Raw genomic sequence first — 25,453 nt, forward strand, 5'->3', positions numbered from 1 at the left:
CGGCATGGCCGACGCTTCGTTCAGGGACGCGCCGAAGAAAACATCCCACGACGGGCTCGATAGGCCCGACGGCGGAGCGGCGCAAGACAGCGACGACTGGTCGTGGGCGGGCCCCGGGCTCCGCCGCGGCCGCCTGCGAGTGCGAACCTTGTTGGCCCAACGCTGGCTGACCGTCGCCGGGCAATCGATCACGGTGCTGTTCTGCGGCCTCGTCCTCGACGTCCAGGTGCCCTACGCGCTCTGCTTCTCGCTGATCGCGCTCTCGGCGTGGCTGAACGTGCTGATCGGACTGGCCTCGACCGGCCAGCGCATGGCCCGCGACGTCGAGGCCACCGCCCAGATCGCCTTCGACATCCTGCAACTGGCCGGCATGCTCTATCTGACCGGCGGGGTGTTCAATCCGTTCTCCCTGCTGCTGATCGCGCCCGTCACCCTGGCGGCGGCCACCCTGCCGGCGCGCTACGCCCTGGGGCTGGGCGTGCTGGCGGTCATCGTCAGCATCGTGCTGGCCTTCCTCTACATGCCGCTGCCCGTGGTGGCCGGCGCGCCGCCCTCCTATCGGCCCGAAGGCGCGCTGCTGGCCTCCATCGTCGCCGCCCGGGTGCTGGGGATCGTCGTCACCGGCCTCTATGCCTGGCAGGCGGCCACGGAGTCGGCCCGCATGGAACTGGCCCTCAACGTCACCGAGACCGTGCTGGCCCGCGAGCAGCGGCTGTCGGCCCTGGGCGCCCTGGCGGCCGCGGCGGCGCACGAACTGGGCACGCCCCTGGCCACCATCTCGGTCGTCGCCCGTGAGATGGCCCGCGGCGCCCCCGACGAGCAGACCCGCGAGGACGCCGAACTGCTGATCGGCCAGGCCGCCCGCTGCCGCGAGATCCTGCAGCGCCTGACCGAGATGCCCGAGGCCCAGGACGCCGTGCACGAGCGCATGAGCCTGACCCAGCTGGTGCACGAGATCATCGAGCCGCACATGATCCACGGCGTGCGGGTCGAGGCGGTGGTCAACGGCCCGTCCGGCGAATCCGCGCCCGACGTCTGGCGGCGGGCCGAGGTGATCCACGCCCTGACCTCGATCGTCGAGAACGCCGTCGACTTCGCCCGTTCGGAGGTGATCGTCGTGGCCCGCTTCGATCCCCGCTCGATCCTGATCGAGGTTCGCGACGACGGTCCGGGTTTTTCTCCGGAAGTACTGGCCAAACTAGGCGAACCTTACGTAACGTCACGTCCTGGGGCGGAAGGCTCTCGGACCGGCCACATCGGCATGGGCCTGGGCTTCTTCATCGCCAAGACCCTGTTGGAACGAACCGGGGCGGCGGTGGATTTCAGAAATGGACGACGAGGTGGCGCGGTGGTGGCCGCACGGTGGCCACGCCCGGCGATGGAGGCTCCAGGCTTCATCGGCGTTTGACGACGAAAGACTTGCGAAGTTTTGCAAGTCGTACACATGATGGTGCACGACACCCGGTTGAGTATTGGCGCGGGGAGGCGCTGAGTTCATGGCGGATATCGGTGAACTGGTCGCGGCGCTGCCGGACAAGTCCCTGCTTCTGCTCGACGACGATGCGCCGTTGCGCACGCGGCTCGGTCGAGCTTTGGAACAACGCGGTTTCGAGGTGACGCTTTGCGCCTCGGTGGCCGAGGCGATGAGCACGCTGAAGAGCAACGCCCCGGCCCATGCGGTGCTGGACATGCGGCTCGAGGACGGCTCGGGCCTCAAGGTGGTCGAGGCCGTGCGCGACGCCCGCGCCGACGCCAAGGTCATCATGCTGACCGGCTACGGCAACATCGCCACCGCGGTGGCGGCGGTGAAGGCCGGGGTGGTCGACTATCTTTCCAAGCCGGCCGACGCCGACGACGTGGCCCGCGCCCTGCTGGCCGCCAAGGACGCCGCGCCCGCTCCGCCGGAAAACCCGATGAGCGCCGACCGCGTGCGCTGGGAGCACATCCAGCGGGTCTACGAGATGTGCGGCCACAACGTTTCCGAGACGGCCCGCCGCCTCAACATGCACCGCCGCACGCTTCAGCGGATCCTCGCCAAACGAGCCCCGCGCTAAAGATCCTCCCCCTCTGGGGGAGGTGGCCCGAAGGGCCGGAGGGGGGCCGTTTTCAGCTTCCACGAAGCTGGACGGCCCTATCTCCTCCCCTCTCCGTCGGCGGAGTTTATCCTCGGGCCGGCCTTTGGCCGGACCCGGGGGCCGACACCTCTCCCACAGGGAGAGGATTTCAAGTTCACATCGCCGAGATCCCGCCGTCGAGCTTCAGCTCGGCGCCGGTCATGAACTTGCTCTCGTCGCTGGCCAGGTAGAGCACGGCGTTGGCGATGTCGTCGGGCTCGCCGATGTGGCCGAGCGGGATCTGCCGGCCGAGCTTGGCGTGGGCCTCTTCCTTGCCGATGCGCTGGCTCAGCGGATCCAGGATCGGGGTGTCGATGAAGGTCGGGTGGATCGAGTTCGAACGGATGTCGAGCCCGAGCTTGGCGCAGTAGAGGGCGATGTTCTTGGAAAGCAGCCAGACCCCCGCCTTGGAGGCGTTGTAGGCCGGCGAGTTGTGGTTGGCGATCAGGCCGGCGATCGAGCTGATGTTGACGATCGAGCCCGGCTGGTGGGCGCGCATGTGGGTCAGGGCGTGCTTGGCCCCCAGGAAGACGCTGTCGACATTGATCGACATGATCTTCTTCCAGAGGTCGAACTCCATCTGCTCCAGCGGCTTGTCGCCGGCCACCCCGGCGTTGTTGACCAGCACCGAGAGGCCGCCCAGGTCGTTCGCCGCCGCTTCCAGGGCCGCGATCCACTGGTCTTCCTGGGTGACGTCGAGCGCGTAGGCGAAGGCCGTGCCGACCCCGTGCGCCGCATTGATCTCGGCCGCCACGGCTTTCGCGCCATCGACATTGATGTCGGCCAGGGCGACCTTGGCGCCCTCCGAGGCCAGCTTGCGCGCCGCCGCCGCGCCCAGGCCCTGGGCCGCGCCGGTGATGAAGGCCTTCTTGCCGGCGACCCGGCCCGTGGTCTGCGCCATTCGGCGTCCTCCCTGTAATTCAAACGATAGTTTGAACTGGATGCGGGGGGAGGGGAAGGGGCAAGAATGCGGCTCCCCTTTCATCCCGTCATTCCCGCCCTTGTGGCGGGAACCCCTCTGTCAGCCGCAAGGGCGGATGGGGCGACGTGCTCAGCACGTCGCTTGCACTTCACTTGCGAGCGGCGCCAGGGCTTCCCGCCACAAGGGCGGGAACGACGGGAGTTGGGGTGACGCGCCCCTTACCCCGCGATCCCGTCCATGAACTTCGCCAGCCGCACGTCGCGTTCGCTGACGCCGTCGCAGTCGTGGGTAGTCAGGGTCACCTCGACGCGGTTGTAGACGTTGAACCACTCGGGGTGATGGTCGCGCTTGTCGGCCTCGATGGCCACGCGGGTCATGAAGCCGAAGGCGGCGTTGAAGTCGGCGAACCTGTAGGTCTTCTCGATGGCGTCCTTGCCGTCGGCGGCGGTCCAGCCTTGGAGCTGGGCGAGGGCGGCGGCGGCGCCGATCTTGGCGGGGGCGGTCATGCGGGCGGCTCCGATAACGTCAGGCTTCTTCAGAACGCCAATCCGGTCGCCGCGGCAAGCTCGGCAAGCGCCTGTTCCTCGCTCGTGACCTTGATGGCGGTCATGCCCAGGGCGGCCGCCGGCTTGCAGTTGACCCCCAGGTCGTCGAGGTAGACGCATCGCTCGGGGGCGACATCCAGCAGTTCGCACATCATCTGGTAGATGCGCGGGTCGGGCTTGCGCACCCCGGCCTTGGAGCTCTCGATCAGGACGTCGAACAGCGACAGGATCTCGGACACGGCCGCGGCCTTCTCGGGTGACGAGGCCATGCCCGTCCCGTGGCCGGCGCCGGGCACGTTGTTGGTGATGCAGCCGACCTTGAACCGGGCCTTGCAGGCCTTCAGCGCCGCCACCATCCCTGGCCGCACCTCGCCCGACAGCAGAGGCAGGACGTCGGCCCCCGGCACGGCGTGGCCCAGCCGCGTCGACTCCTCCAGGAACAGGGCGTCGAAGGCGGCCGCGTCGATCTCGGCCCGCTCGAAGCGCGCCCAGGCGTTGGTGTCGGGATCGACGGCGTTGACCCCGCGCAGGAAGTCGGTCGGCAGGTCGTTGCGCGCCTCATAGCGGCGGAAGGCCTCGAACGGCGAGGTGGTGAACACCCCGCCGAAATCCCAGATCACCGCTTCGATCGCCATGACGCCCGCCTTCGAACGATTGTTTGAATATGATCCTAGGCGAGGACGGGCGGCGGGAAAAGCCGCCTTCGATCCCGTCTTCGATCCCCCTTGCGATCAACGGCCAAGCTCGCGCCGAGCGCGAAAGGGCGCGCGCGCCTCGCCCGGGTCTGATTTATTAACGGGCCTGGAGTGTTCCCCCATGCGCCATGCTTTCCGCTTCGCCCCACTGCTGATCGTCGCCGGTCTCGCCTTGGCCGCTCCGGCCCTGGCCCATGACCGCGGCCTGGCCGGCGGTCCGCCCGATCGCGCCAGCCTGCCGGTCGATCCGGAGATCCTGCCGCCCGACACCCGGCCCGGCGAATGCGTCGCCCGCCGCGTCACCGGTCCCGGCGGGGCCTATCGCTGGGAGCGGGTGGAGTGCGACGACGGCGAGCGCGGCTGGAGCGACTTCGACCGCTGGAGCTACGGCCGCCCGCCGCTGCGGGTGGAAGACCACGCCGCCCTGCCGCCGCCGCCTCCGTCGCCGGAATACGCGCCCGACCGCTACAGCCGCCGCCATGACGACGCTGGCTATCAAGAGGGCGGGTATCGAGACGGGGGCTATCACGGCGACGTCGCTCGCCAGGAAACCTATCGCGGCGGCTCGGCCTATTCGCGGACCGAGGAGTCCTACGAGTCCAGTCGCGAGCGCTACGACAGCACCGCCAGCGGCTACGCAGAAGCCGGACCCGCTTCTGGCTACGGCTACGCGGCCGCCTACGGCCCTCAGGGCGAATACCAGTCGGCCGGCCGCGACGAATACGGCTACCTCGTCTGGCCGGGCAAGCGGCCCTAAGCCTTCGACAGTCGCGCGCTCACACGGCATGAATGGCGTCATGAAGCGTGACCTTAATCGCATGCGAGCGGCGCTCGTGGGGATCGGGCTGGCCCTGTCCGCCTGCGCGAGCGTTCCACCCTCGCCGCCGGGGATCGAGCGCATCACCTACCGCCCCTCTCCGCCGCCGTTCTGCGGCGGGCGGTGTGAGCAAACGACCTTCACCGTCGGCGAGGACGGCGTGTTGCGCGGCGAGACCGAGTATCAGGTCCGCTTCGGCGACTGGCGCCGACGGCGCTTTACGCGCCACGTGACCTCCGAACAGTTCGCGGCCTTCCGTCAGGCGCTGGAAGCCTACAGGCCGGCCGCCGACCGATCGGTCGGGGAAGAAAACTGCAAGGACCATGTCTTCGACTCGGCCGGCGTGATCATCGCGTGGTCGCGCGGCGACGAGCGTCGGACCCTCGTCGTGGATCTCGGTTGCCGGGACGATGGCGAAATGAACGCGGCGCTCGACCAGGCGCCGCGCGCTCTGGGCCTTTGAGGCGCTACAGCAGCCGCAGGAACAGCACCCGCGCCGCGCCGTAGTCGCGGGCGTCCAGGGTCTCGAACCCTTCCAGCACTGGGTCCGGCTCGCCCACCCCGCGCTCGAACACCACGATGGCGCCGGGCGCCAGCCAGCCGCCGGCGACCAGTTCGGTCAGGGCCTTCTCGCCCAGGCCCTTGGCGTAGGGCGGGTCCAGGAAGGCGATGTCGAAGGCCGCTCCCGCGCTGGCCGGGCGGGCGCCGAGGTCGGTGGCGTCGCGACGATGCACGCGGGTCTGGCCGAACAGGCCGAAGGCGTCGATGTTCTGGCGGATGGCCCCGCGCGCGGCTTCGTTCGTCTCGACGAACAGGCAGTTCACGGCCCCGCGCGAGATCGCCTCGAGGCCCAGGGCCCCCGAACCGGCGAAGACGTCGATCACCCGCGCCCCGTGCAGTTCCGGCGCCCAGGCGGCGTGCTCGAGGATGTTGAACACGGCCTGGCGGGCGCGGTCCGAGGTCGGACGGGTGGCGTCGCCCGGCGGGGTGGCGATGGCCTTGCCGCGGAACTGGCCGGAGACGATGCGCATCAGGCCGAGGCCTCTTCGGGCTGGTCGATCTGGACCTCGCCCTCGGCCTGCCGGCGCATGTAGCGGCCGCCGGCGATGAAGGCCGCCAGGGCCAGGGCCAGCAGGGCCAGGCCCCAGGTGTTGTTGAGGGTGAAGAAGATCAGCCCGCACATCAGGCCGGGCGCGACGGCCACCCGCGCCAGGGTGAACAGCGCCTCGCCGCGATGCACCTTGCCGGCCAGCTCGCCGGCGAAGGCCGCATAGCCCCAGAGGGCCGCCAGGGCGAAGCCGATCGCCGTCACCAGGCCCAGATAGACGATGGCGGCCGCGCCGCCGTGCTCCCACAGCAGTTCGGTGACCAGCGGCAGCAGGCCGATTAGGCCCAGGACGACCAGGTTGAGCACGTCGAGCACGCCGTTGGCCGTCCGCAGCCGGGCGAAGATCCGCCGGTGGCTGATCCAGTAGACGCCGATCACCGCGAAGCTGACGGCATAGGCCCACAGCTTGTGGCCCATCTGGCCGAACAGGTCGGGGATGCCGGTCCAGTGCTCGGGCGGGTGGATCTCGATGGCCAGCAGGGTGATGGCGATCGCGAAGACCGCGTCCGAGAACAGCACCAGTCGATGCAGGTGGGGGGCGCTACCCTCGTGTCCGCCCGCGCTCGCCGTCTTGCTCATGAAACCCCCGTGGATAAAACCACCCCCAAATACTGCGGGATGTGTGCCTTCATAGCCGCGCGGCGGCAAGTCGCGGGCCTCGATTGAGCGAAAACCCTTTTCCTTCGCCTCGCGCCGCTCTAGCGAGGAGCAGGGGTTGTACGAGGGGACGGCGCGTGTTCGAGGACGTGAGAGGATCGGCCTTCCTGGGCGACCTGACGCCGGCCGACCGCCGCATCGGCCGCGTGCTACTGAGCTTGCCCGTGGGCGTGATCGCCGCGGCCCTGGCGGCGATCATCGGGGCGGTCTTCGTCATGGCCCTGTTCGCCGGACTGGCGCCGGGCGGCTTCGAGACGGCCATGGCCTTGGTGGAATCGCTGCGCGATCCCAAGGCGGCCGCCGGCAGCCTGCAGACCCTGCTGTTCGTCCTGTGCCTGTTGGCCGCCACCAACGGCGGCATGGCCACGGCCTTCGCCGCCGTCGCCGCCATGCTGCACGAGCGCCGCCTGAAGTCCTACCTGACCAGCGCGCCGAGTTTCCGCTGGCGGCTGACCCTGCTGGGCCTTGCCCTGTTCGCCGTGACCCTGGGGCCGTTGCTGGCGGGCCTGGCCCAGCTCGATCCGCATCCGCCGGCCGCGCCGATCCTGACCCTGACGCCGGATCTCGACAGCCGGTTCGTGCATGCGGCGGGCGCGATCGGCCTGCTGCTGGTCGCCGCGGCGGCCGAGGAACTGGTGTTCCGCGGCTGGCTGCTGAAGCTTTCCGGCGCCTTCACCCACCGCACCTGGCTGGTTCTGGCGATCAACGGCCTGATGTTCTCGGCCATCCACTTCGACCCCAATCCCGACGCCTTCCTGGTGCGCATGGTGCTGGGCGTCGGCCTGGCCTGGGCGACGCTGCGCCTGGGCGGGATCGAGTTCTCGATCGGCGCCCACGCGGCCAACAACATCGTCATCCTGCTGTTCCTGCAGCCGATGACCCTGGCCCCCGAAGCGCCTCATCCCTTCCGCTGGGAGGTGGTTCCGATCGCCGCCGGCATGCTGGCGCTCTATGTCGGCCTGGCCGAACTGGTGGCGCGCACGCCCCGGCTGTCGCGCTGGGCGGGGGTGGCGACGGCCTAGGGCTCGTCCGACCACCTCAGCGGCGGGGCCTGGGCCTTCAGGGCCAGCATGGCCGCGCGCAGGGCGTCCATGAAGCCGCCGCGCCGGCCGGTCCAGACCACCGGCTCGCCCACCAGCACCGCGCAGTTCAGGGGCACCGGCACGCTGGCGCCCTTGGGCAGCACCCGGCCGGCGCCCTGGATCCAGACCGGGATCACCGGCGCCTGCGGGAAGGCCTCGGCCAGGCGGGCGACGCCGCTCTTCAGCTGGCCCATCTCGTCGCTCTCGCCGTCGCCGCGCGTGCCTTCGGGAAAGATCAGCACGATCTCGCCGGCCGCCAGGGCGGCGCGGGCCGGGGCCAGCACGTCCTCGCCGTCGGCCGCCTTGCCGCGCGCCACCGGCACGATGCCGATCACGTGGCGCGAGAACCAGCCGATCACCGGATCGCGCAGGAAATAGTCGGCCGCCGCCGCCGGCCGCAGCTTCGACACCGCCCGCGACGGGAAGACGGCCAGCATCAGCAGGGTGTCGACATGGCTGGCGTGGTTGGCGGCGATGATCGCCGGGCCCTTCAGCGGCAGGCGCTCGCGGCCGGTGACGTCGGCCCCCGTCATCAGCACCGCCAGCGGTCGGGCGATCAGAAGCAGCAGGAGAAAGCGAAGCAGGCGCACGGCTGGCTCAGAACTTCTGCAGGCCGAACAGGGCCAGCAGGTGGAAGTAGAGCGGGGCGGTGAAGGTCAGACTGTCGGCGCGGTCCAGCACCCCGCCGTGGCCGGGAATGGCGTGTGAGGTGTCCTTGACGCCGATGTCGCGCTTGATGGCGCTCATGGTCACGTCGCCGGCGAAGCCCGCCGCCGGCAGCACGAAGGCGACCAGGGCCAGACCGACGTCCGTCAGGGGCGTGAACACCGGGCCCAGGAACCAGATCAGGGCGGCGGTGGTGATCCAGCCCCCGAGGAACCCCTCCCAGGTCTTGTTGGGGCTGACCTTGGGCAGGATCTTGTGGCGGCCGAAAAGCTTGCCCCAGCAGTACTGGGCCACGTCGTTGAACTCGGTGGCCAGCAGCAGGAAGAACACCAGGCCCGCCGCGCCGGCCGGCAGCGGCTCGCTGTCGGGCACTCGCATCAGGAAGGCCACGACCCCCAGATTGTAGACGCAGGTGACCAGGCCCCAATGGAAGGTCGCGGCGCTGGCCAGGTAGCCGCGCGTCTGGCCGATCAGCGCCATCAGAGCGGGCAGCCCCAGAAACACCCAGACCGGGATGAACACGATGTAGAACATGTAGCGGTCGGCGACGATGAAGCCGTAGGCGGCGATCAGGCAGCCATAGGCCGCCAGGATGGCCGGCCGGTCCTCGCGTCGCCGCACCGCGAGAGACAGGAACTCGCGCAGGGCCAGGAACGAGATGAAGGCGAAGACAGCGGTGGTCGCCTGCCAGCCCAGCAGCAGCGCCCCGGCCAGCAGGGCCACCATCCCCCACCACGAGGCGATGCGCAGCCGCAGTTCCTCGAACGACTTGCCGGGCTTGAGCAGCGGCAGGACGGCGGCGATGGCGCTGGCGACGCCCAGCAGGATCACCACGCCGCTCAGGCCCGCCAGCAGGGCGGGCGGTTTGGCGGCCAGGAAGGCCTGCGCCCGTCCTATCCAATCGGCGAAATCCATCGACGCTCCCGCTGGCTCGACCTTCGGTATAGCCTAGTTGCGCAGAGGCGTGGAACTTCCCGCCGCCGTCTCCCTTCCGGGAACGACGCCCCGCCGGAAAGCCGCCCGATGACCGATGCGCCCGACCTCGACAACCGCCGCCCGCTGAGGAGCCGCCAGACCGCCTGGGCTAAGGGCCTGGCCAAGGCCCTGGCCGGCAAGGGGATCAAGGCCGACGTGATCTCGGGCCTGGGCCTGGCCTTCGCGGGCCTGGGCGGGGCGCTGCTGGCGGCCAGCGGCGGGGTGGACGGCTGGCCGCGCGGCGCGGCCCTGGTCGTGGCGGCGGCCTGCATCCAGCTGCGCCTGGTCTGCAACCTGCTCGACGGCCTGGTGGCGGTGGAGCATGGCCGCGGGAGCCCGTTCGGACCGATCTGGAACGAGCTGCCCGACCGTATCGCCGACGTGCTGCTGCTGGCCGGGGCCGGCTACGGTGCGATGACCGCCGGCTTCTCTGGCGGTCCGGCCCTGGGCTGGCTTTCCGCCGTGCTGGCGGTGCTGACGGCCTATGTGCGCGAGCTCGGCCGAGGCCTCGGCTTTCCCGCCGATTTTTCCGGCCCCCTGGCCAAGCCCCAGCGCATGGCGGTGCTGACGGCGGCCTGCGCCGTCGCCGCCTTCGAGCCGCTGTGGCGCGGACGCGGCGAGGTGCTGTCCCTGGGCCTGGCGGTGATCGCCATCGGGACCCTGGTCACCCTGGTGCGGCGGACGGGGAACCTCGCCACGCGGCTGGCGGGGAGGGGGTGAGACCTCCACCGTCCAACAACTTCGCCTCCCTTGCCCTTGTGGCGAGGGCCCATGGCGGCCGCTGCTCAGGTCGCGACCGAGGGCGAAAGGTTTGAGCAGGTTGAACGATGGGTCCCCGGCACAAGGCCGGGGAAAGCAGTTTTTAAGCGGGAGGGAAACCTACCGCTTCGGACCGCGCGGGGCCGGCTTGCCGCCGGTCGGGCGCGGACCCTTGAAGCCGGCGGGCTTGGCGGCGGGCTTGGCGGCGGGACGGGCCGGCGTCACGTTCCCGCGCGTCGCGCCCTGGGGCGCGGCCTTGCCCGCGCCGGCCTTGCTGACCGGACCCTTGCCCGCGGGACCCTTGCCCAAGGGACCCTTGGCCGCGCCGGGGCGCGCCGGCGGCTTGCCGCGCGGCGGGGCCTTGTCGACGAACTTGGTCTCGAGCGACTTGGGCTTGTGGGTCTTGGCCTTGTGGCCGTCGGTGCGGATCTTGGCCTTGGCCCAGCCGGCCTTGTAGACCTTCTTGGGCTCCTCGACCTTGGGCGTGGCGATCTGCGGGGCGCGGCCCGAGGGCGCACGGCGCTGCACCTCGCCGCCGCGCGGGCGCTCGCCGTCCTTGGCGACGCCCGGGGCGTAGAGCGGATCGGCGACGCCGACGAATTGCGGCCGGTCGCCGGTGGGCATGTTCTCTTCGGAGATCACGCCTTCGAGCAGCTCGCGGATCACCCGGGGGCCGACCTCCTCGACCTGGCCGGTCAGCAGCGTGCCCAGGGCGAACGGGCCGTAGGACAGGCGGATCAGGCGGTTGACCTTCAGGCCCACCGACTCCAGCACCTTGCGGACTTCGCGGTTCTTGCCTTCGGTCAGGGTGACCGTGATCCAGCAGTTGCGACCGCCGCCGGCCTTTTCCTGGGCCTTGTCGAGCTTGGCCTCGATCGGGCCGTAGCGGACGCCCTCGATGGTCGTGCCGTTCTTCAGCCGGTCCAGGGTCTCCTGGGTGGCGTGGCCGAAGGCGCGGGCGCGATAGCGGCGGGTCCAGGCGTTCTGCGGCATCTCCAGGGCGCGCGACAGCTCGCCGTCGTTGGTCAGCAGCAGCAGGCCCTCGGAGTTCAGGTCGAGGCGGCCGACCGAGATCAGTCGCGGCAGGCCGTGCGGCAAGGCGCCGAACACGGTGGGGCGGCCGCCCGGATCGTTGTGGGTGGTCACCAGGCCGGTGGGCTTGTGATAGCGGAACAGGCGGGTCGGCTGGCGGTCCTCGACCAGCTTGCCGTCGACGGTCAGCAGGTCGCCGGGGAACACCCGCACGGCCGGGGTGGTCAGCACCTGGCCGTTCAGCACCACCTTGCCGGCCTCGATCAGCCGTTCGACCTCGCGCCGCGAGGCCACGCCCGCGCGGGCCAGGGCCTTGGCGACGCGCTCGCCGCCCTCGGCGTCGGTGTCGTGCTCGACGGCGTCGTGCAGGGCGGGCTGATACTTGTCGGTCATGACCGGGGTTCCTTCGATGGGAGGGCGCATCTCACGATGGGCGTTGAAGAAATCTCATGGCGCCGAACGCCGGAGGGATCAAGGCGCGGACTTTTCGGATTGAAGGTGATATAACAGTATATAACTTATAGCTGGAGGCGGCGATGAAGTACGAACCGCTCAAGCGCCATCTCGAAGGCGCCTATGACCGTGACGAGCTGCGTCTGGCTTTCGGCGAGATCGAGGCCGTGCTGGGCTTCGCCCTGCCGCGCTCGGCGCGCGAGCATCAGGCCTGGTGGTCCAACACGCGCATCGGCCACACCCACGCCGCCGCCTGGCTCGACGCGGGCTGGAAGACCTCGGCGCTGGATCTCGCCGGTCGTCGGGTGACCTTCGTGCGGGAGGCCGCGCGTGGCATGGCCGAGGGCGCGACGCCGTTCCGCCATCGCGACGAGAACCTGTCCGTGCCGCTCGACCTGCTGAGCCCGGCCGCCGTGCAGCTGATCGATCGTCAGGCCGCCTCGGCCGGCGTTTCGCGCGAGGCCGCCGTCGCCTCGCTGCTCAACGCGCTGGCCGTCGAGCGCCGCCGGACCCTGCTGGCCGACCTGGCCCAGCCCCTGCCGGCCGGCGCGACCGACGCCGCCGTCCTGGTGCGCGAGGACCGCGATGGCCGCTGAGGTCGTGCTCGACGCCTCGGTGGCGGCCAAGCTGTTCTTCCTTGAGGCCGGCTCCGACGCCGCCAAGGCCCTGGTCCTGTCGGACGTGCGGCTGATCGCGCCCGACCTGCTGTGGATCGAGATGGCCAGCATCGCCGCTAGGCGCGTGCGGACCGACGGGCTGGACGAAACACTGGCCGGTCGCGCCGTCTCGGCCCTCGACGAGATCGTCGCCGAGTTTCACCCGATGGGCGGTCTGGCCGCCCGCGCCTTCGCTTTGGCGGCTCAGCATGGCATGAGCGCCTATGACGCGGCCTATGTCGCCCTCGCCGAGCAGCGCGGGGCGGTGGTGGTCACCGCCGACGCCCGCCTCGTCGCCAAGGCGCGGGGAGCGGGCCTCGGCGCGCTTGTTCGCCTGCTCGAAGACGGAGGCCGCCCATGACCGACGAAGACGCCATGGCCCTGGCCCTGGAAGAGGCCCGCGCGGCGGCCGCGCGCGGAGAGACGCCGGTGGGGGCGGTGATCCTCGATCCCCGAACCGGCGAGGTGATCGCCCGGGCCGGCAACGGTCCGATCGCCGCCCACGATCCCACGGCCCACGCCGAGATCGCGGCCATGCGGGCGGCGGCGGCTAAGCTGGAAAACTACCGGCTGACCGACCTGACCCTGGTGGTGACGCTGGAGCCCTGCGCCATGTGCGCTGGGGCGATCAGCCACGCGCGCATCGGCCGGGTGGTCTGGGGCGCCGACGATCCCAAGGGCGGGGCGGTGCTCCACGGCCCGAAGTTCTTCGCCCAGCCGACCTGTCACTGGCGGCCGGAAACGACGGGGGGAGTCATGGCGCAGGAAAGCGCCGACCTGCTGCGCGGGTTCTTCCGCGCGCGACGGAAGGCGAAGCCGGCGTCGTCGGAAGCCTAGTTCACCATCGCCGAGCCGAGCAGCACCTTCGCGCCCTTCTTGCCCAGCACCCGGTCGGCGGCCTTCTGCATCTCGGCGCCGATGTAGTCGAGGTCGGGCGGCACGCCGCGGCGCAGGCCGGCGGTGTAGGTCATCAGCACCTGGGCGAAGGCCGCGCGCAGGCGCGGGGTCGAGGCCACGGCGTATTCCATGACCTTGGGGTCCTTGGCCTCGATGCCGGTCTCCAGCGTCATCACGCCCTTGCGGCCGTCGCGGCGGATGGCCGTTGCGGTGATGGTCGGCAGGGCGAAATAGGTCGGCGGCGCCTCCTTCTTGGCCTCGTGGCCGCTGGCGAAAGCGGGCGAGGCGCAGAGACCGGCGAGCGTCAGGACGGCGGCGAGAAGGGCAAGGATGCGGCGCATGGACTTCCCATAACCCGTCGTGGTTGACGTCCTCTTTACGTCTGGTGCGTCACAAACGGCGTTAACCTGGATTGCCCGTGCGTCGTTTGCGCGCGCGGCGGGCGCGAGGAGGCTGATCTTGGGACGCTTTTCACCGCAAACCCTCGACCTCGACGGCAAGGTGATCCTGGTCACCGGCGGTACGGGATCGTTCGGTCGCCGGTTCATCGAGACCGTGCTCAGGCTGTCGGACCCGCGGAAGGTCATCATCTATTCCCGCGACGAGCTGAAGCAGAGCGACATGCAGCTGGAGCTGCGCGAGCAGTTCGACGAGGCCGCCTTCGCCAAGCTGCGCTTCTTCCTGGGCGACGTCCGCGACCGCGAGCGCCTGACCCTGGCCCTGCGCGGCGTTGACATCGTGATCCACGCCGCGGCCCTGAAGCAGGTGCCGGCCGCCGAGTACAATCCCTCGGAGTGCATCCACACCAACGTGCTGGGCGCCGAGAACGTGGTCTGGGCCAGCCTCAACAATGGCGTCAAGCAGGTGATCGCCCTGTCGACCGACAAGGCCTGCAACCCGACCAACCTCTATGGCGCGACCAAGCTGGCCTCGGACAAGACCTTCGTGGCGGCCAACAACCTGTCGGGCGACATCGGCACCCGCTTCGCGGTGGTCCGCTACGGCAATGTGGTGGGTTCGCGCGGCAGCGTCGTGCCGCTCTATCGCCGCCTGCTGGCCCAGGGCGCGACCGAGCTGCCGATCACCGATCCGCGCATGACCCGCTTCTGGATCACCCTGACCGAGGGCGTCGACTTCGTGCTGTCGTCGCTGAACCTGATGCGCGGCGGCGAGATCTTCGTGCCGAAGATCCCGTCCATGGCCATGCCCGATCTCGTGAAGGCCATGTCGCCGACGGCGGGGATCAAGGTCATCGGCATCCGCCCCGGCGAGAAGCTGCACGAGATCATGATCAGCGCCGACGACTCGCGCTCGACCGTCGAGTTCGACGACCGCTTCGCCATCGAGCCCAACTTCGCCGAGTTCGGCCGCGTCCCCTATTCGGCGGCCGATGGGGCCAAGCCCGTCGCCGAGGACTTCTCCTACAGCAGCGACAACAATCACGACTGGCTGAGCGCCGACGGCCTGCTGGCCATGCTGGAGGAGAAGGCGGGCTGATGGCCCAGCCGTTCCTCCCCTATGGGCGCCAGACCATCGAGGACGACGACGTCGCCGCCGTCGCCGCCGCCCTGCGGGCCGATTTCCTGACCACCGGTCCGACGGTCGAGGCCTTCGAGACGGCGTTCAAGCACAAGGTCGGGGCGCAGCACGCCATCGCCGTCTCCAACGGCACCGCCACCCTGCACCTGGCCATGCTGGCGCTCGGCGTGGGCGAGGGCGATGTCTGTATCGCCCCTTCCGTCACCTTCCTGGCGACGGCCAACTGCGCCCGCTACGTCGGGGCCGAGGTGGTGTTCGCCGACGTCGATCCGGCCAGCGGCCTGATGACCCCCGACACCCTGGCAGACGCGCTCTCCCGCGCGGGCGAGCGCCGCGTGCGGGCCGTGCTGCCTGTGCACCTGCGCGGCGACGTCTGCGACCTTCCGGCGCTGAAGGCCATGGCCAGCGCCGCCGGCGCGGTGCTGGTCGAGGACGCGCCGCACGCCCTGGGCTCGACGGCGACCTTCGGCAACGAAGAGCATCCCGTCGGCGACGGCGCCTATTCGGCCTTCGCCAGCTTCTCGTTCCATCCGGTCAAGACGCTGGCCACCGGCGAGGGCGGCATGCTGACCACCAACGACGACGCCCTGGCGGCCCGCGCCCGCTCCCTGCGCGGCCACGGCATGGTGCGTCCGGCCGGCGCCGAACCCTGGGTCTACGAGATGCCCGAACTGGGCTTCAACTACCGCATCCCCGACGTGCTGTGCGCCCTGGGCATCTCGCAGCTGGCCAAGCTGGATCGCTTCGTCGAGCGTCGGCGCACCCTGGCGGCCCGCTACGCGCAGCTTCTGGCCCCGCTGTCGCCGCTCGTGCAGCTTGCGGCCAGTCCGACCGGGTCGAACCCGGCCCTGCACCTGCTGACCGTGCTGATCGACTTCGAGGCGGCCATGACCACCCGCGCCGCGGTGGTCGAATCCCTGAAGGCGCAAGGGATCGGCAGCCAGGTCCACTACATTCCCGTGCACCGCCAGCCCTACTATGTGAACCGGTATGGCCTGGCCGATCTGCCCGGCGCCGACGCCTGGTATGACCGCTGCCTGACCCTGCCGCTCTATCCGACCATGGACGACGGCGACGTCGACCGCGTGGTCGAGGCGCTGGCGAGGGCGCTGGGGGTCTAAAACCTCTCCCCATAGGGAGAGGGAGGGGCCCAGGCGAAGCCTGGGAGGGTGAGGGGTTAGGGACGATGGCCGTTCGCGCGCTGTCGTTCTCGCGAGGATTTTCGGGATTATCCGGTGAGGGCGTACCCCCTCACCCTCCCACGCCTGCGGCGCGGGCCCCTCCCTCTTCCCATGGGAGAGGTTCCTAAAGGTTGGCCCTCAGCCCGCCGCGTAGATCTCGATCACCGGCGCGATGTCGGTGAAGTTGGCGACGTCGGCGTGCAGGCCGGGCGCGGCCGGGCTGTCCAGGCAGGCGCGCATGGCGGCCTCGTCGCGGAAGGTCAGGTGCGCCATCGCCACGAACGGCGCCGGACCGCCGTCCAGGGCCGACACCCCGCGATAGACCCTGGCGTCCAGCAGGCCGGTTTCGCTCAGGGCCTCGCGCACCATGACGATGTGGGTGCGGGCGTAATAGTCGTGGTCGAAACGCGCGCCGTCGCGGGCCGGATAGACGATGCTGATGAAGGCCATGGCAAGTTCCGGACCGATCGTGAGCGGGGCGGCAGATTGGCCGCCGGCGCGCGATGGTCAAGCTCGGAGGCAATCTCGGAACCCGGACAATCGCTTTCCTGGGCTTTGTGCCCAGGATCCATCGTTCAGCCGCTCAGACCTTCGCAGAACGGCCTAGGTCTGAGCAGTCGTCGACATGGATCCTCGCCACGAGGGCGAGGAAGGCGAACTTGTTGGCGAAAGAGGGTGCGCTAAGCCGCCTGTTGCTGCTGAACCAAGCCCTTGAGCAGGTCCAGCGTCTCGGGACTCGCCGCCAAGGCCTCGCGGGCTTCGGGGGCGCGGGCCAGTTTCAGGGCCTCGATGCGGGCGCGGTCGGCGACCGGGCCGGTGGGGCCGGCCTCGCCGCTGGCCAGGCGGGCCAGCAGGGCCAGGCGTTGGGGCAGGGGCGCGGGCGCGCGGACCAGCAGCGACAGCAGGCGCGCGTCGGCCTCGACCATGCCGCCCACCTCGCCAAGCTTGGCGCACAGCGGCTGGTAGTCCTCGGGCACCAGGCCCGAGCGGATCAGCGACTTCTGCAGCGCCGCCAGGGCGGCCAGCTTCACCGACGGAGTGTCGGGACCCTGGCGCATCTCCTTCTCGAAGCGCATCGCCTGGATGTTGGCCGACAGCCAGCGGGCGGCGTGGCGCTTGTTGACCGCGCCCATGACGTTCTCGGCCAGGCGGATCAGCATGACGATCTCTTCGCGCGCCGAGCGGTCGCGGCCCAGCAGGCTCTCGATGAAGTCGCCGTTGAGCAGGGTCTTGGAGCGGGTGGTGAAGGCCGCGGTGATGTCTTCGGCCGGCAAGATGCGGCCGGCGGCGGCCGTCAGGCTCATCGCAAGGGCGCGCAGGTGCTCGATCTCCGACTCCGCATCCGTCGGCTTCAGGCGGCGCACGCCGTTCAGCTCCTTGAGCACCCGGCGGGCGATCGAGGCGCGAACGCTGGGGAAATCGGAACCGGTCAGCCATTGGCCCAGGCGCTTGGCCGTGCCGGACAGCTCGGGCATGCAGGCGCGGACGCTGGCCTCGACCTTGATCAGCATCTCGACCTGCGCGCCGCCGGCCAGGCGGGTCATGGCGGCCAGGGTCGCGCCCAGGTCGTCGGCGGTGTTGAGCAGGTCGGCCATGCCGGCCTTGGAGCCGATGATCTCGGCCAGAGGGGTCTCGATGGCGGCCAGGGCGGCGGCGCGGGCCTTGGGCTCGGCCGGGGCGGCGTCGGCCAGGTCGAGCAGGCGGGCGATCTTCTCGCTCCAGTCCTTGGCCGGGGCGATCGAGGCGGCGACGCCGGCCCCCAGCAGGAAGGCGCGGTCCGGGTCGGCGGCCAGGCGCTCGGCGGCTTTGGCGAAGCCTTCCTTGTCGAGGTCCGGCAGCTGGCCCTTCTTGAAGGCCTTCATCAGGTTGGCGACCGAGCGTTCGACCAGGCCCTGGAAATTACGGATCAGCTCGTGGACCGACATGCCCCGGGCCTCGGCCTCGGGAATGGCGATCTTCTGCAGGGCGTGCTGCAGGTCGGTGCCGGAGGCTTCCAGCTTCTCGACCAGGTCGGGCCGGTGCAGCAGTTCGAAGGGGGTGGCCTTGTGGCGATGCAGCCAGCTTTCCAGCAGGCGGCCGATGCGGTCGCGGGCGTGGGCCGTGTAGAGGTCGGCCGGCTGCACGCACAGCGGCTCCATCTCCTCGACGGGCTTCTTCGGCTTGCCGCCGTCGACCATGCCCTTGGTGAAGATCGAGATGGAGCGATATTCGCGGGTTTCGGGGTCCAGGGTCTCTTTCGAGACCCGCACGGCGACGGCGCGCCCCGAATTCAGGACTTCCTCGGCCTGGGCCAGGGCGTGGCTGCGGATTTCCGTAGCCATGTCCAGAGTCCATTGCGCGCCGACCTTGCGGCGCACGAATAGCTCGTAATGGACCTGGTCGCTCATGGGCTGATGGGGCTCCTGAGCCTCGACTATGGCGTACGAGACCTTAAGGCGAGGTTGAGGGCCCAAGACCGGTGTTTTCCGCGTTCTTCGTATCGGGCTTCGTATCGGTGGGGCGGATCGACGCCTCATGTGTGTCCAAGCCCGCCACGCCCTGGCCGCAATAGGGTTCGAAAAGGCCGGATGGAAAGCTTGGCCGCTCCGTGCGTTGTAGCGGAGCGCCAGGGTCGATAGGATCGGCCCACGGATTTTCGGAGGATTATACGGCTTGGCCGAGATCACGCTCATCGACGACGACGAAAACATCGTTGCTTCGGTCTCTCTGGCCCTGGAGAGCCATGGCCACACGGTGAAGGCCTATTACGACGGCGTCTCCGGGCTCGAGGCGGTGGAAAGCAATCCGCCCGACCTCGTCATCCTGGACGTCAAGATGCCGCGCATGGATGGCATGGAAGTGCTGCGCCGCCTGCGCCAGTCGTCCGAGACGCCGGTCATCATGCTGACCTCGAAGGACGACGAGATCGACGAGATCCTCGGCTTCAACCTCGGCGCCGACGACTACATGCACAAGCCGTTCAGCCAGCGCCTGCTGCTCGAGCGGGTGAAGGCCGTGCTGCGTCGCGCCCGCCCCGAGGAGGAGGATCCCGCGGCCCCGGCCGCCGGCGCCGCCGGCTCGAAGATGATGAAGCGCGGCAAGCTGACGCTCGACCCGGCCCGCCACGACAGCCTGTGGGACGGCAAGCCGGTGCGCCTGACGGTCACCGAGTTCCTGCTGCTGCAATCGCTGGCCCAGCGTCCCGGCTTCGTGAAGAGCCGCGACAACCTGATGGACGCCGCCTACGACGATCAGGTCTATGTCGACGACCGCACCATCGACAGCCACATCAAGCGGATGCGCAAGAAGTTCCGCCAGGTGGACCCCGAGTTCGATTCCATCGAAACCCTGTATGGCGTCGGCTACCGCTACCGCGAGGCCTGAGCCGGGTCCTGAGCCTGCGCCGCGCGAGCGGCGCCGGCTGGCCTGGCCGCGCGCTTCGCGGCTGGGGCGGCTGATCATCGGCCTGAACCTGCTGGCCCTGGCCATCCTGGTGGTCGGGGCCCTGGTGCTCAACGAGCTGCGCAACGGCCTGATCAACGCGCGGATCGACAGCCTCAGCACCCAGGGCGAGCTGATCGCCAACATCATCGAACGGGCCGCCACCGTGGGCGAGCCCGAGCCGGCGCTCGACGTGGCGGCGGCCAACGACATCCTGCAATCGTTCTTCGCCGGCCATTCGCAGCGCGCCCGCCTCTATGACGGCCAGGGCCGGCTGCTAGCCGACTCCTACCTCGTCGAGGACCGCGTCGAGTGGAAGGTGCTGCCGCCCGCCCGCAAGGCCGGCGACAACGGCTTCCGCCTGTCGTTGCAGGACAAGGACGCCAAGCCGCGCGCCCTGGAGCGCGCCCGCGCCGAGTTCGAGCAGGAGATCGCCCGCGCCCGCATGGGCGAGACGGTCAAGCAGCAGCGCGTGGCCGAAAACGGCGAGCGGGTGGTGTCGGTGTCGATCCCGATCCAGCACGTCCGGGCGGTTCTGGGCGTGCTGACCGTCGAGGCCGGCGACGTCGACGAGATCATCAGCGCCGAGCGCAAGGCCCTGCTGCCCTTCGTGCTGGTGGCCGTGGGCGCGGTGCTGGTCTCGTCCGTCCTGCTGCACCGCCTGGTGGCCCAGCCGGTTCTGCGCATGGCGAGGGCCGCCGACCACGTGCGCCTGGAGGGCGCGCGGGCCATCAGCCTGCCCGACATCTCGCGCCGCAACGACGAGATCGGCGACCTTTCCAGATCCCTTGAAGAGATGACCGAGGCCCTGTCCGAGCGGATGGGGGCCATCGAGCGGTTCGCCGCCGACGTGGCCCACGAGATCAAGAACCCGCTGACCTCGATCCGCTCGGCCATCGAGACCCTGGACCTCGTCACCGAGCCCAAGGCCCGTCAGCGGCTGCTGGGCATCCTGCAGCAGGACGTCGGCCGCCTGGATCGCCTGGTCACCGACATCTCCAACGCCTCCAGGCTCGACGCCGAGCTGTCGCGCGAGGCCCCGCGGCCGATCGACCTGGCCCGCCTGTTGACCGAGGCCGTGACCATCTACCAGGGCCAGGTGCGCGGCGAGGAGCCGCCGTTCAGCGTCCGCGTGGCGCTGGCCGGCCTGCCGACCGGTCCGGTCCGGGTGCTGGCGCGGGAGATCCCCGTGGGTCAGGTGTTCCGCAACCTGATCGACAACGCCCGCTCGTTCAGCGCCGGCGACGGCGAGGTGCGGGTCGGGCTGGTCCGCCAGAACGGCCGGCTGACCACGACGGTCGAGGACGACGGCCCGGGCATCCCGGCCGACAATCTGGAGACCATCTTCGAGCGCTTCTACACCTCGCGTCCCAAGGGCCGGGCGTTTGGCGGCAATTCGGGCCTGGGCCTGTCGATCGCCCGCCAGATCGTCGAGGCGCATGGCGGGAAGATCCATGCCGAGAACCGCCAGGACGAGACCGGCAAGGTGATCGGCGCCCGCTTCGTGGTCGAGCTGCCCGAGCATCGCGACGGCCATCACAATCATGGTCACGGCCATGGAGGCCGCGAGTGATCCGCCACGCCGGGCTGGTGGCCCGCCGGGTCGGCGGCCGCTGGCGCGGGGCGCTGATCGAAGGCGCCTCGGGCGCGGGCAAGAGCGATCTGGCCCTGCGGACGCTGGAAACGGGCTTTCGCCTGGTGGCCGATGATAGGGTGGTGACCTTCGCCTCCGAGGGACGGCTCTACGGCCGCGCGCCCGATCCGCTGGCCGGTCTGGTCGAGATCCGGGGCTTCGGCGTGGTCTCCGAGCCGGCCTTGCGCCTCTCCGAGATCACGCTGCTGGTGCGCTGCGTCGAGGCCCCGGCACGCGTCGAACGCCTGCCCGAGCCTCGGTTTGAAGTGGTTTTGGGCGTTTCCGTACCCGTCTTCGACCTGTGGCCGCTCGAACCCGCCGCTCCGACGAAGATCGCCCGCATGCTGGAGCATCTTGGAGTCGGTCCCTAACAAGCGTATCAAGGCGGCCCGCGCGGCGCCTCCCTGCCGTTTCGGGCGAAGGGGATCCCGTTTGAGAGACCAGGCATGATCGGGCTCGTGATCGTCACGCACGGGCGATTGGCGGAGGAATTCGTTTCCGCCATGGAGCATGTGGTGGGGCCGCAGACCGCGGTGAAGGCCATCTGCATCGGGCCGGAAGACGACATGGAGCGTCGCCGGTCGGACATCCTGAAGGCCTGCGCCGCCGTCGATGACGGCGCGGGGGTCATCCTGCTGACCGACATGTTCGGCGGCACGCCCAGCAACCTGGCCATCTCGGTCATGGAGCAGACCAAGGCCGAGGTCATCGCCGGGCTGAACCTGCCGATGCTGATCAAGCTGGCCAGCGTGCGCACCCGTGACGACCTGGACGCCTGCGTCGCCCACGCCCAGGAGGCTGGACGGAAATACATCTCCGTGGCCTCCTACGTGCTGGCGGGAGAAAAATGAGTCGAACGGCGACAGCCACGGTCGAGATCATCAACGAGCGCGGGCTGCACGCCCGGGCCTCGGCCAAGTTCGTCAAGCTGGCCTCGGGCTTCGACGCCGAGGTCAAGGTCGCCCGCGAGGGCTCCAGCGTCGACGCCCGCTCGATCATGGGCCTGATGATGCTGGCCGCCGGCATCGGCTCGACCATCGACATCGCCGCCGAAGGCCCCGAGGCCGAGGCCGCCGTGGATGCGCTGGTTGAGCTGGTGGGAAACCGGTTCGACGAAGAGCGCTGAGGCGCTCTGCGTCCACCCCTACCTTCCGTCATTCTCGCCCTTGTGGCGAGAAACCCTCTGTCAGCCGCAGGCGCGGATGAGGCGGATCGCTGGCGATCCGCTGGCGCTTCACGTGCGGGCGGAACCAGGGGTTCCCGCCACAAGGGCGGGAATGACGGGAGAAAAGCAAAAGGGCGGCCCCCAGAGGCCGCCCTTCGCATGTCCAGGCTCCGAGGAAACCTTTACTTCACCGGCTTCCCATCCGCGTCGATCACCTGGATGTCGAGCTTCAAGGCCTTGAGCTTGGGCTCGATGACGGCGCGGTCGCCGACGATCACCCAGACCAGCTCGTCCGGCTTGATCGCCTTCTTGGCCGCCGCCGTGGCGCTGTCGACGGTCACCGCCCGCACGTCGGCCGGATAGTTGTCGAAATAGCTGTCGGGCAGGCCGTAATTGACCAGTTCGCCGATCGAGCCGGCCACGGCGTCGCCGGTCTCCCAGTTGCCGGGCATCGACAGGGTCAGGCTGTTCTGGGCCTTGGCGAGCTCGGCCGGGGTGATCGGCCGCGCGCCGATGATCTCGGTCAGCTCCTTACGGGCCTCGACGAAGGACTCGGCGGTCTTGTCTGTCTGCACCGGGGCGCGGATCAGGAACAGGCGCGAGCCGCGGGCGTCGCGCACGCCCGACGAGGCACCGTACGACCAGTGCTTGTCCTCGCGCAGGTTCATGTTCAGGCGCGAGACGAAGTCGCCGCCGAACACCGTGTTGAAGGTGTCCAGCGCGGCCTGTTCCGACGGATCGCGCGGCGGCAGCAGGTCGCCGGCGGCGATCACCGACTGCTGGGCGCCGGGCTTGTCGATCAGGTAGACGGCGGCCTTGCTGGGCGCGGCGACCACCGGCGGCTTGGACTTGGTCTGGGCGCCCTTCCAGGCGCCCAGCTGGGCCTCCAGCTTGGGCAGAAGTTCGGCCAGGGTGGTGTCGCCGACCACGACCAGGGTGGCGCCCTGCGGCTGCAGCCAGGTCTTCTGGAAGCGCACCAGATCGTCGCGGGTGATCGAGTCGATCGACTCCTCGGTGATCAGCTGGCCGTAGGGCGAGCCGGCGCCATAGACCACGACCGGCAGGACGCGGCCCGACATCGCCTGAGGGTTCTGCTTGGCCTGCTTGACGCCGGCGATGTTCTGCTTCTTGAGGCGGTCGAGGTCCTCGGGCTTGAAGGCCGGGTTCTGCAGCACGTCGGCATAGATCGCCAGGGCCGGATCGAGGGTGGTGGTCAGGGTGTTCAGCGTCACCTGGGTGAAGTCCAGGCCGCTGCCCGAGCCGACGCCCGCGCCCAGCTGGGCCAGTTCGCGGCTGATGGTCAGGCCGTCGCGGTGCGTCGTGCCCTCGGTCAGCATGCTGGTGGCCACGCCGGTCAGGCCGGCCTTGTCGCCGGCGCTGGCGGCGACGCCGGCGTCGAACACCATGTTCATCCGGATCTGCGGCGTCTCGTGGCGCTCGGCGAGGATCACCTTGATCCCGTTCGAGAGGGTGGCGCGCTCGAGCTTGACGAAGGCAGGGGCCTTGGTCGCGCCGACCTCGGGCATGGTCTTGCGGTCGACGCCCGGCGTGGTCGTGTAGGTCGGGAACGGCGTCACCGTCAGGGTGAAGTCGCCGTCGGTCAGCCAGGTCTTGCCGGCCGCCTGCAGCTGGGCCGCTGTCGCCCCCCGAACGCGCTCCAGGCTCTCCTTGTAGGCGTCCGGCGATCCGAGGAAGACTTGGCTTTCGGCCAGGATGTCGGACTTGCCGCCGAAGCCGCCGATCCGCTCGACGCCGCGCACGAAGTTCGACAGGTGCAGGGTGCGAACCTTGGCCACCTCCTCGGGGGTGGGACCGTCGCGCAGCAGGCGCTGGAACTCTTCGTCGAAGGCCTTCTCGACCGCGGCCGGGTCGCCGCCCGGCTTTACCGTCAGGATGACCAGGAACTGGCTGCCGATCTCGCTGGTCGAGACGGTGGCGCCGACATTGGTGGCGATCTGGTCGGTGTAGACGAGGCGCTTGTAGAGGCGCGAGGTCTTGTCGGAGACCAACACGTCGCTGAGCAGGTCCAGGTAGTCGATGTCGGCCGCGCCGTATTCCGGCACGTTCCAGACCTTGTAGATCCGGGCCTGGGGCACGCGGTCCTGCATCTCGGCGCGCTGGCTGCCGGTGCGCTTGGCCACCCAGGCCTTCTGGCGGGTGAGGGGCGGGCCCGAGGGGATGTCGCCGAAGTACTTCTCGACCTTCGCCTTGGCCTCGGCGGGCGTGATGTCGCCGGCCAGCACGAGGGTGGCGTTGGCCGGGCCGTAGTAGTTCTTGAACCAGTCCTTGACGTCGTCCAGAGAGGCCGCGTCGAGGTCTTCCATCTCGCCGATGACCGTATGGCCGTAGGGGTGGTCGGCGTCGTAGGTGCTGGCGGTGATCACGTCCCAGACCTGGCCGTAGGGCTGGTTCTGGCCTTGGCGCTTCTCGTTCTGGACGACGCCGCGCTGCTCGTCGAGGCGGGCCTTGTCGATGGCGCCGACGAGGTGGCCCATGCGGTCGCTTTCCAGCCACAGCACCTGGTCCAGGGCCGCGGTCGGCACGTTCTGGAAGTAGTTGGTGCGGTCGGTGTTGGTGGTGCCGTTCATGTCGGTGGCGCCCAGCTTCTCCAGCGCCTTGAACCAGTCGTCGTTGAAGTTCTCCGAGCCGTTGAACATCAGGTGCTCGAAGAGGTGCGCGAAGCCGGTGCGGCGCTTGGGCTCGTTCTTGGAGCCGACGTGGTACCAGACGTTCACCGCCACGATCGGGGCCTTGTGGTCCTCGTGGACGATCACCGTCAGGCCGTTGGGCAGCACGAACTTGCTGTAGGGGATGTCGACTTCGGGCAGCTGCGCCAGCTGGCCGGTGACCTTGGCCGCCGGCTTTGGCGCGGCTTGGGCCAGCACCGGATTGGCGAGGAGCAACGCCGCGACGGCGGCGGAGGCGAACAGCTTCATGAAGGGCCCCGAACAGGTTTCGCGCAAAAGCGAAGATGCCCCGCACCATAGGTTGCGGGGCCTCCGGGACAAGCGAGCGACGTGCGCCGCCGGATTAAATTTCGTCCAGAAATGGAGCGAGCTTCGGGGGGCTGGTCGCCTTCCCTCACCTACTCTCGCAAACCTCACCGCCTCCCTCGCCCTTGTGGCGAGGGTCCATGC

28 protein-coding genes are annotated in these 25,453 nt (G+C 69.7%); 16 read left to right on the forward strand and 12 right to left on the reverse strand.

From position 1 onward, the window contains the following. Nucleotides 1–4: 4 nt before the first annotated feature. Nucleotides 5–1,408 carry an ActS/PrrB/RegB family redox-sensitive histidine kinase gene (locus tag AC07NS_RS25200; RefSeq protein ID WP_494607793.1) on the forward strand — a complete coding sequence of 468 codons (1,404 nt, stop codon included), beginning with the start codon at nt 5–7 and terminating at the stop codon, nt 1,406–1,408. Between the two features lie 88 nt (nt 1,409–1,496). Further along, nucleotides 1,497–2,054, forward strand: a complete 558-nt coding sequence (gene spdR / locus AC07NS_RS25205; protein WP_110120159.1) for a stationary phase response regulator transcription factor SpdR — start codon at nt 1,497–1,499, stop codon at nt 2,052–2,054. Between the two features lie 175 nt (nt 2,055–2,229). Here the strand turns inward: spdR and AC07NS_RS25210 are convergent, their stop codons facing one another. The 3 genes from AC07NS_RS25210 to AC07NS_RS25220 form a co-directional block, all read right to left on the reverse strand. Then, nucleotides 2,230–3,015 (reverse strand): SDR family oxidoreductase, encoded by a 786-nt coding sequence (locus AC07NS_RS25210; RefSeq protein ID WP_494607795.1) that lies wholly within the window; start codon nt 3,013–3,015, stop codon nt 2,230–2,232. Between the two features lie 239 nt (nt 3,016–3,254). Then, nucleotides 3,255–3,542, reverse strand: a complete 288-nt coding sequence (locus tag AC07NS_RS25215) for a 4a-hydroxytetrahydrobiopterin dehydratase (protein WP_494607797.1) — start codon at nt 3,540–3,542, stop codon at nt 3,255–3,257. 29 nt (nt 3,543–3,571) lie between these two features. Then, nucleotides 3,572–4,216 carry an HAD-IA family hydrolase gene (locus tag AC07NS_RS25220; RefSeq protein ID WP_494607799.1) on the reverse strand — a complete coding sequence of 215 codons (645 nt, stop codon included), beginning with the start codon at nt 4,214–4,216 and terminating at the stop codon, nt 3,572–3,574. 181 nt (nt 4,217–4,397) lie between these two features. Here AC07NS_RS25220 and AC07NS_RS25225 point away from each other — a divergent pair, with 181 nt between their 5' ends. Together AC07NS_RS25225 and AC07NS_RS25230 are read left to right on the forward strand one after the other, a co-directional pair. Then, on the forward strand, nt 4,398–5,033 hold the full coding sequence (locus AC07NS_RS25225) for a hypothetical protein (protein ID WP_494607801.1): 636 nt from the start codon (nt 4,398–4,400) through the stop codon (nt 5,031–5,033). A gap of 40 nt (nt 5,034–5,073) precedes the next feature. Beyond that, nucleotides 5,074–5,556 (forward strand): hypothetical protein, encoded by a 483-nt coding sequence (locus AC07NS_RS25230; protein ID WP_494607803.1) that lies wholly within the window; start codon nt 5,074–5,076, stop codon nt 5,554–5,556. A gap of 4 nt (nt 5,557–5,560) precedes the next feature. Here AC07NS_RS25230 and rsmD read toward each other — a convergent pair whose 3' ends face one another. Next, entirely contained in the window at nt 5,561–6,124 is a 564-nt protein-coding gene (gene rsmD, locus AC07NS_RS25235; RefSeq protein WP_494607805.1) for a 16S rRNA (guanine(966)-N(2))-methyltransferase RsmD, read from the reverse strand. Beyond that, nucleotides 6,124–6,780 (reverse strand): TMEM175 family protein, encoded by a 657-nt coding sequence (locus AC07NS_RS25240; protein ID WP_494607807.1) that lies wholly within the window; start codon nt 6,778–6,780, stop codon nt 6,124–6,126. Before AC07NS_RS25240 ends, rsmD begins: the two co-directional genes overlap by 1 nt. A 155-nt stretch (nt 6,781–6,935) precedes the next feature. Here AC07NS_RS25240 and AC07NS_RS25245 point away from each other — a divergent pair, with 155 nt between their 5' ends. Then, nucleotides 6,936–7,880, forward strand: a complete 945-nt coding sequence (locus AC07NS_RS25245) for a CPBP family intramembrane glutamic endopeptidase (protein ID WP_494607809.1) — start codon at nt 6,936–6,938, stop codon at nt 7,878–7,880. Here AC07NS_RS25245 and AC07NS_RS25250 read toward each other — a convergent pair. After that, nucleotides 7,877–8,530: a lysophospholipid acyltransferase family protein gene (locus AC07NS_RS25250; protein WP_494607811.1), complete on the reverse strand. Its 654-nt coding sequence runs from the start codon at nt 8,528–8,530 to the stop codon at nt 7,877–7,879. The genes AC07NS_RS25245 and AC07NS_RS25250 overlap by 4 nt on opposite strands. Nucleotides 8,531–8,537: 7 nt before the next feature. Continuing rightward, the gene (locus AC07NS_RS25255; protein WP_494607813.1) at nt 8,538–9,521 is read right to left on the reverse strand and encodes a phosphatidate cytidylyltransferase; all 984 of its coding nucleotides are present in this window, start codon (nt 9,519–9,521) and stop codon (nt 8,538–8,540) included. Nucleotides 9,522–9,629: 108 nt separating this feature from the next. Here AC07NS_RS25255 and AC07NS_RS25260 point away from each other — a divergent pair, with 108 nt between their 5' ends. Beyond that, nucleotides 9,630–10,301, forward strand: a complete 672-nt coding sequence (locus AC07NS_RS25260) for a CDP-alcohol phosphatidyltransferase family protein (protein WP_494607815.1) — start codon at nt 9,630–9,632, stop codon at nt 10,299–10,301. A gap of 159 nt (nt 10,302–10,460) precedes the next feature. Here the strand turns inward: AC07NS_RS25260 and AC07NS_RS25265 are convergent, their stop codons facing one another. After that, on the reverse strand, nt 10,461–11,765 hold the full coding sequence (locus tag AC07NS_RS25265; RefSeq protein WP_494607817.1) for a pseudouridine synthase: 1,305 nt from the start codon (nt 11,763–11,765) through the stop codon (nt 10,461–10,463). Between the two features lie 143 nt (nt 11,766–11,908). Between AC07NS_RS25265 and AC07NS_RS25270 the strand changes: the two genes are divergently transcribed. Genes AC07NS_RS25270 through AC07NS_RS25280 form a run of 3 tightly spaced genes read left to right on the forward strand, consistent with a single transcriptional unit; the run spans nt 11,909 to nt 13,318 of the window. Then, on the forward strand, nt 11,909–12,421 hold the full coding sequence (locus AC07NS_RS25270) for a DUF7662 domain-containing protein (protein ID WP_494607819.1): 513 nt from the start codon (nt 11,909–11,911) through the stop codon (nt 12,419–12,421). After that, nucleotides 12,411–12,842, forward strand: coding sequence for a type II toxin-antitoxin system VapC family toxin (locus AC07NS_RS25275; protein ID WP_494607821.1), 432 nt, complete (start codon nt 12,411–12,413; stop codon nt 12,840–12,842). The genes AC07NS_RS25270 and AC07NS_RS25275 overlap by 11 nt, the downstream gene beginning before the upstream one ends. Next, on the forward strand, nt 12,839–13,318 hold the full coding sequence (locus tag AC07NS_RS25280; RefSeq protein WP_494607823.1) for a nucleoside deaminase: 480 nt from the start codon (nt 12,839–12,841) through the stop codon (nt 13,316–13,318). The genes AC07NS_RS25275 and AC07NS_RS25280 overlap by 4 nt, the downstream gene beginning before the upstream one ends. On the opposite strand, the gene AC07NS_RS25285 is transcribed toward AC07NS_RS25280, so the two are convergent. Continuing rightward, the gene (locus AC07NS_RS25285) at nt 13,315–13,719 is read right to left on the reverse strand and encodes a hypothetical protein (protein ID WP_110120174.1); all 405 of its coding nucleotides are present in this window, start codon (nt 13,717–13,719) and stop codon (nt 13,315–13,317) included. The genes AC07NS_RS25280 and AC07NS_RS25285 overlap by 4 nt on opposite strands. Nucleotides 13,720–13,837: 118 nt before the next feature. On the opposite strand from AC07NS_RS25285, the gene pseB reads away from it, so the two are divergent. Continuing rightward, nucleotides 13,838–14,875, forward strand: a complete 1,038-nt coding sequence (pseB, locus tag AC07NS_RS25290) for a UDP-N-acetylglucosamine 4,6-dehydratase (inverting) (RefSeq protein WP_487290188.1) — start codon at nt 13,838–13,840, stop codon at nt 14,873–14,875. Next, on the forward strand, nt 14,875–16,038 hold the full coding sequence (pseC, locus tag AC07NS_RS25295) for a UDP-4-amino-4,6-dideoxy-N-acetyl-beta-L-altrosamine transaminase (RefSeq protein WP_494607826.1): 1,164 nt from the start codon (nt 14,875–14,877) through the stop codon (nt 16,036–16,038). Before pseB ends, pseC begins: the two co-directional genes overlap by 1 nt. Before the next feature lie 198 nt (nt 16,039–16,236). Here pseC and AC07NS_RS25300 read toward each other — a convergent pair whose 3' ends face one another. Together AC07NS_RS25300 and AC07NS_RS25305 are read right to left on the reverse strand one after the other, a co-directional pair. Next, nucleotides 16,237–16,548: an EthD family reductase gene (locus AC07NS_RS25300; protein WP_494607828.1), complete on the reverse strand. Its 312-nt coding sequence runs from the start codon at nt 16,546–16,548 to the stop codon at nt 16,237–16,239. Nucleotides 16,549–16,778: 230 nt separating this feature from the next. Beyond that, nucleotides 16,779–18,485 carry a hypothetical protein gene (locus AC07NS_RS25305; protein ID WP_494607830.1) on the reverse strand — a complete coding sequence of 569 codons (1,707 nt, stop codon included), beginning with the start codon at nt 18,483–18,485 and terminating at the stop codon, nt 16,779–16,781. A 265-nt stretch (nt 18,486–18,750) separates the two neighbouring features. On the opposite strand from AC07NS_RS25305, the gene chvI reads away from it, so the two are divergent. From chvI to AC07NS_RS25330, 5 genes are all read left to right on the forward strand, one after another. Further along, nucleotides 18,751–19,461, forward strand: coding sequence for a two-component response regulator ChvI (gene chvI / locus AC07NS_RS25310; RefSeq protein WP_110119894.1), 711 nt, complete (start codon nt 18,751–18,753; stop codon nt 19,459–19,461). Next, a complete protein-coding gene (gene chvG / locus AC07NS_RS25315; RefSeq protein WP_494607832.1) occupies nt 19,430–21,091 on the forward strand; it encodes a two-component sensor histidine kinase ChvG in 1,662 nt (553 codons plus the stop codon). Before chvI ends, chvG begins: the two co-directional genes overlap by 32 nt. Further along, complete coding sequence (locus AC07NS_RS25320) at nt 21,088–21,522, forward strand: HPr kinase/phosphorylase (RefSeq protein WP_494607834.1); 435 nt, start codon at nt 21,088–21,090, stop codon at nt 21,520–21,522. Before chvG ends, AC07NS_RS25320 begins: the two co-directional genes overlap by 4 nt. 75 nt (nt 21,523–21,597) lie before the next feature. Then, complete coding sequence (locus AC07NS_RS25325) at nt 21,598–22,002, forward strand: PTS sugar transporter subunit IIA (RefSeq protein WP_058348726.1); 405 nt, start codon at nt 21,598–21,600, stop codon at nt 22,000–22,002. Then, the gene (locus tag AC07NS_RS25330) at nt 21,999–22,277 is read left to right on the forward strand and encodes an HPr family phosphocarrier protein (protein ID WP_058348727.1); all 279 of its coding nucleotides are present in this window, start codon (nt 21,999–22,001) and stop codon (nt 22,275–22,277) included. Before AC07NS_RS25325 ends, AC07NS_RS25330 begins: the two co-directional genes overlap by 4 nt. 221 nt (nt 22,278–22,498) lie before the next feature. Here the strand turns inward: AC07NS_RS25330 and AC07NS_RS25335 are convergent, their stop codons facing one another. Continuing rightward, the gene (locus AC07NS_RS25335; RefSeq protein ID WP_494607836.1) at nt 22,499–25,252 is read right to left on the reverse strand and encodes a M16 family metallopeptidase; all 2,754 of its coding nucleotides are present in this window, start codon (nt 25,250–25,252) and stop codon (nt 22,499–22,501) included. Nucleotides 25,253–25,453 lie beyond the last annotated feature (201 nt).

The organism is Caulobacter sp. GW821-FHT10A10 (genome assembly GCF_059415745.1).

Excerpts from the sequence above, each read along its gene's own strand:
- AC07NS_RS25200 (WP_494607793.1), top strand. The coding sequence starts at position 5 with ATGGCCGACGCTTCGTTCAGGGACGCGCCGAAGAAAACATCCCACGAC.
- spdR (WP_110120159.1), top strand. The coding sequence starts at position 1,497 with ATGGCGGATATCGGTGAACTGGTCGCGGCGCTGCCGGACAAGTCCCTG.
- AC07NS_RS25210 (WP_494607795.1), bottom strand. The coding sequence starts at position 3,015 with ATGGCGCAGACCACGGGCCGGGTCGCCGGCAAGAAGGCCTTCATCACC.
- AC07NS_RS25215 (WP_494607797.1), bottom strand. The coding sequence starts at position 3,542 with ATGACCGCCCCCGCCAAGATCGGCGCCGCCGCCGCCCTCGCCCAGCTC.
- AC07NS_RS25220 (WP_494607799.1), bottom strand. The coding sequence starts at position 4,216 with ATGGCGATCGAAGCGGTGATCTGGGATTTCGGCGGGGTGTTCACCACC.
- AC07NS_RS25225 (WP_494607801.1), top strand. The coding sequence starts at position 4,398 with ATGCGCCATGCTTTCCGCTTCGCCCCACTGCTGATCGTCGCCGGTCTC.
- AC07NS_RS25230 (WP_494607803.1), top strand. The coding sequence starts at position 5,074 with ATGAAGCGTGACCTTAATCGCATGCGAGCGGCGCTCGTGGGGATCGGG.
- rsmD (WP_494607805.1), bottom strand. The coding sequence starts at position 6,124 with ATGCGCATCGTCTCCGGCCAGTTCCGCGGCAAGGCCATCGCCACCCCG.
- AC07NS_RS25240 (WP_494607807.1), bottom strand. The coding sequence starts at position 6,780 with ATGAGCAAGACGGCGAGCGCGGGCGGACACGAGGGTAGCGCCCCCCAC.
- AC07NS_RS25255 (WP_494607813.1), bottom strand. The coding sequence starts at position 9,521 with ATGGATTTCGCCGATTGGATAGGACGGGCGCAGGCCTTCCTGGCCGCC.
- AC07NS_RS25260 (WP_494607815.1), top strand. The coding sequence starts at position 9,630 with ATGACCGATGCGCCCGACCTCGACAACCGCCGCCCGCTGAGGAGCCGC.
- AC07NS_RS25265 (WP_494607817.1), bottom strand. The coding sequence starts at position 11,765 with ATGACCGACAAGTATCAGCCCGCCCTGCACGACGCCGTCGAGCACGAC.
- AC07NS_RS25270 (WP_494607819.1), top strand. The coding sequence starts at position 11,909 with ATGAAGTACGAACCGCTCAAGCGCCATCTCGAAGGCGCCTATGACCGT.
- AC07NS_RS25275 (WP_494607821.1), top strand. The coding sequence starts at position 12,411 with ATGGCCGCTGAGGTCGTGCTCGACGCCTCGGTGGCGGCCAAGCTGTTC.
- AC07NS_RS25280 (WP_494607823.1), top strand. The coding sequence starts at position 12,839 with ATGACCGACGAAGACGCCATGGCCCTGGCCCTGGAAGAGGCCCGCGCG.
- AC07NS_RS25285 (WP_110120174.1), bottom strand. The coding sequence starts at position 13,719 with ATGCGCCGCATCCTTGCCCTTCTCGCCGCCGTCCTGACGCTCGCCGGT.
- pseC (WP_494607826.1), top strand. The coding sequence starts at position 14,875 with ATGGCCCAGCCGTTCCTCCCCTATGGGCGCCAGACCATCGAGGACGAC.
- AC07NS_RS25300 (WP_494607828.1), bottom strand. The coding sequence starts at position 16,548 with ATGGCCTTCATCAGCATCGTCTATCCGGCCCGCGACGGCGCGCGTTTC.
- AC07NS_RS25305 (WP_494607830.1), bottom strand. The coding sequence starts at position 18,485 with ATGAGCGACCAGGTCCATTACGAGCTATTCGTGCGCCGCAAGGTCGGC.
- chvG (WP_494607832.1), top strand. The coding sequence starts at position 19,430 with ATGGCGTCGGCTACCGCTACCGCGAGGCCTGAGCCGGGTCCTGAGCCT.
- AC07NS_RS25325 (WP_058348726.1), top strand. The coding sequence starts at position 21,598 with ATGATCGGGCTCGTGATCGTCACGCACGGGCGATTGGCGGAGGAATTC.
- AC07NS_RS25330 (WP_058348727.1), top strand. The coding sequence starts at position 21,999 with ATGAGTCGAACGGCGACAGCCACGGTCGAGATCATCAACGAGCGCGGG.
- AC07NS_RS25335 (WP_494607836.1), bottom strand. The coding sequence starts at position 25,252 with ATGAAGCTGTTCGCCTCCGCCGCCGTCGCGGCGTTGCTCCTCGCCAAT.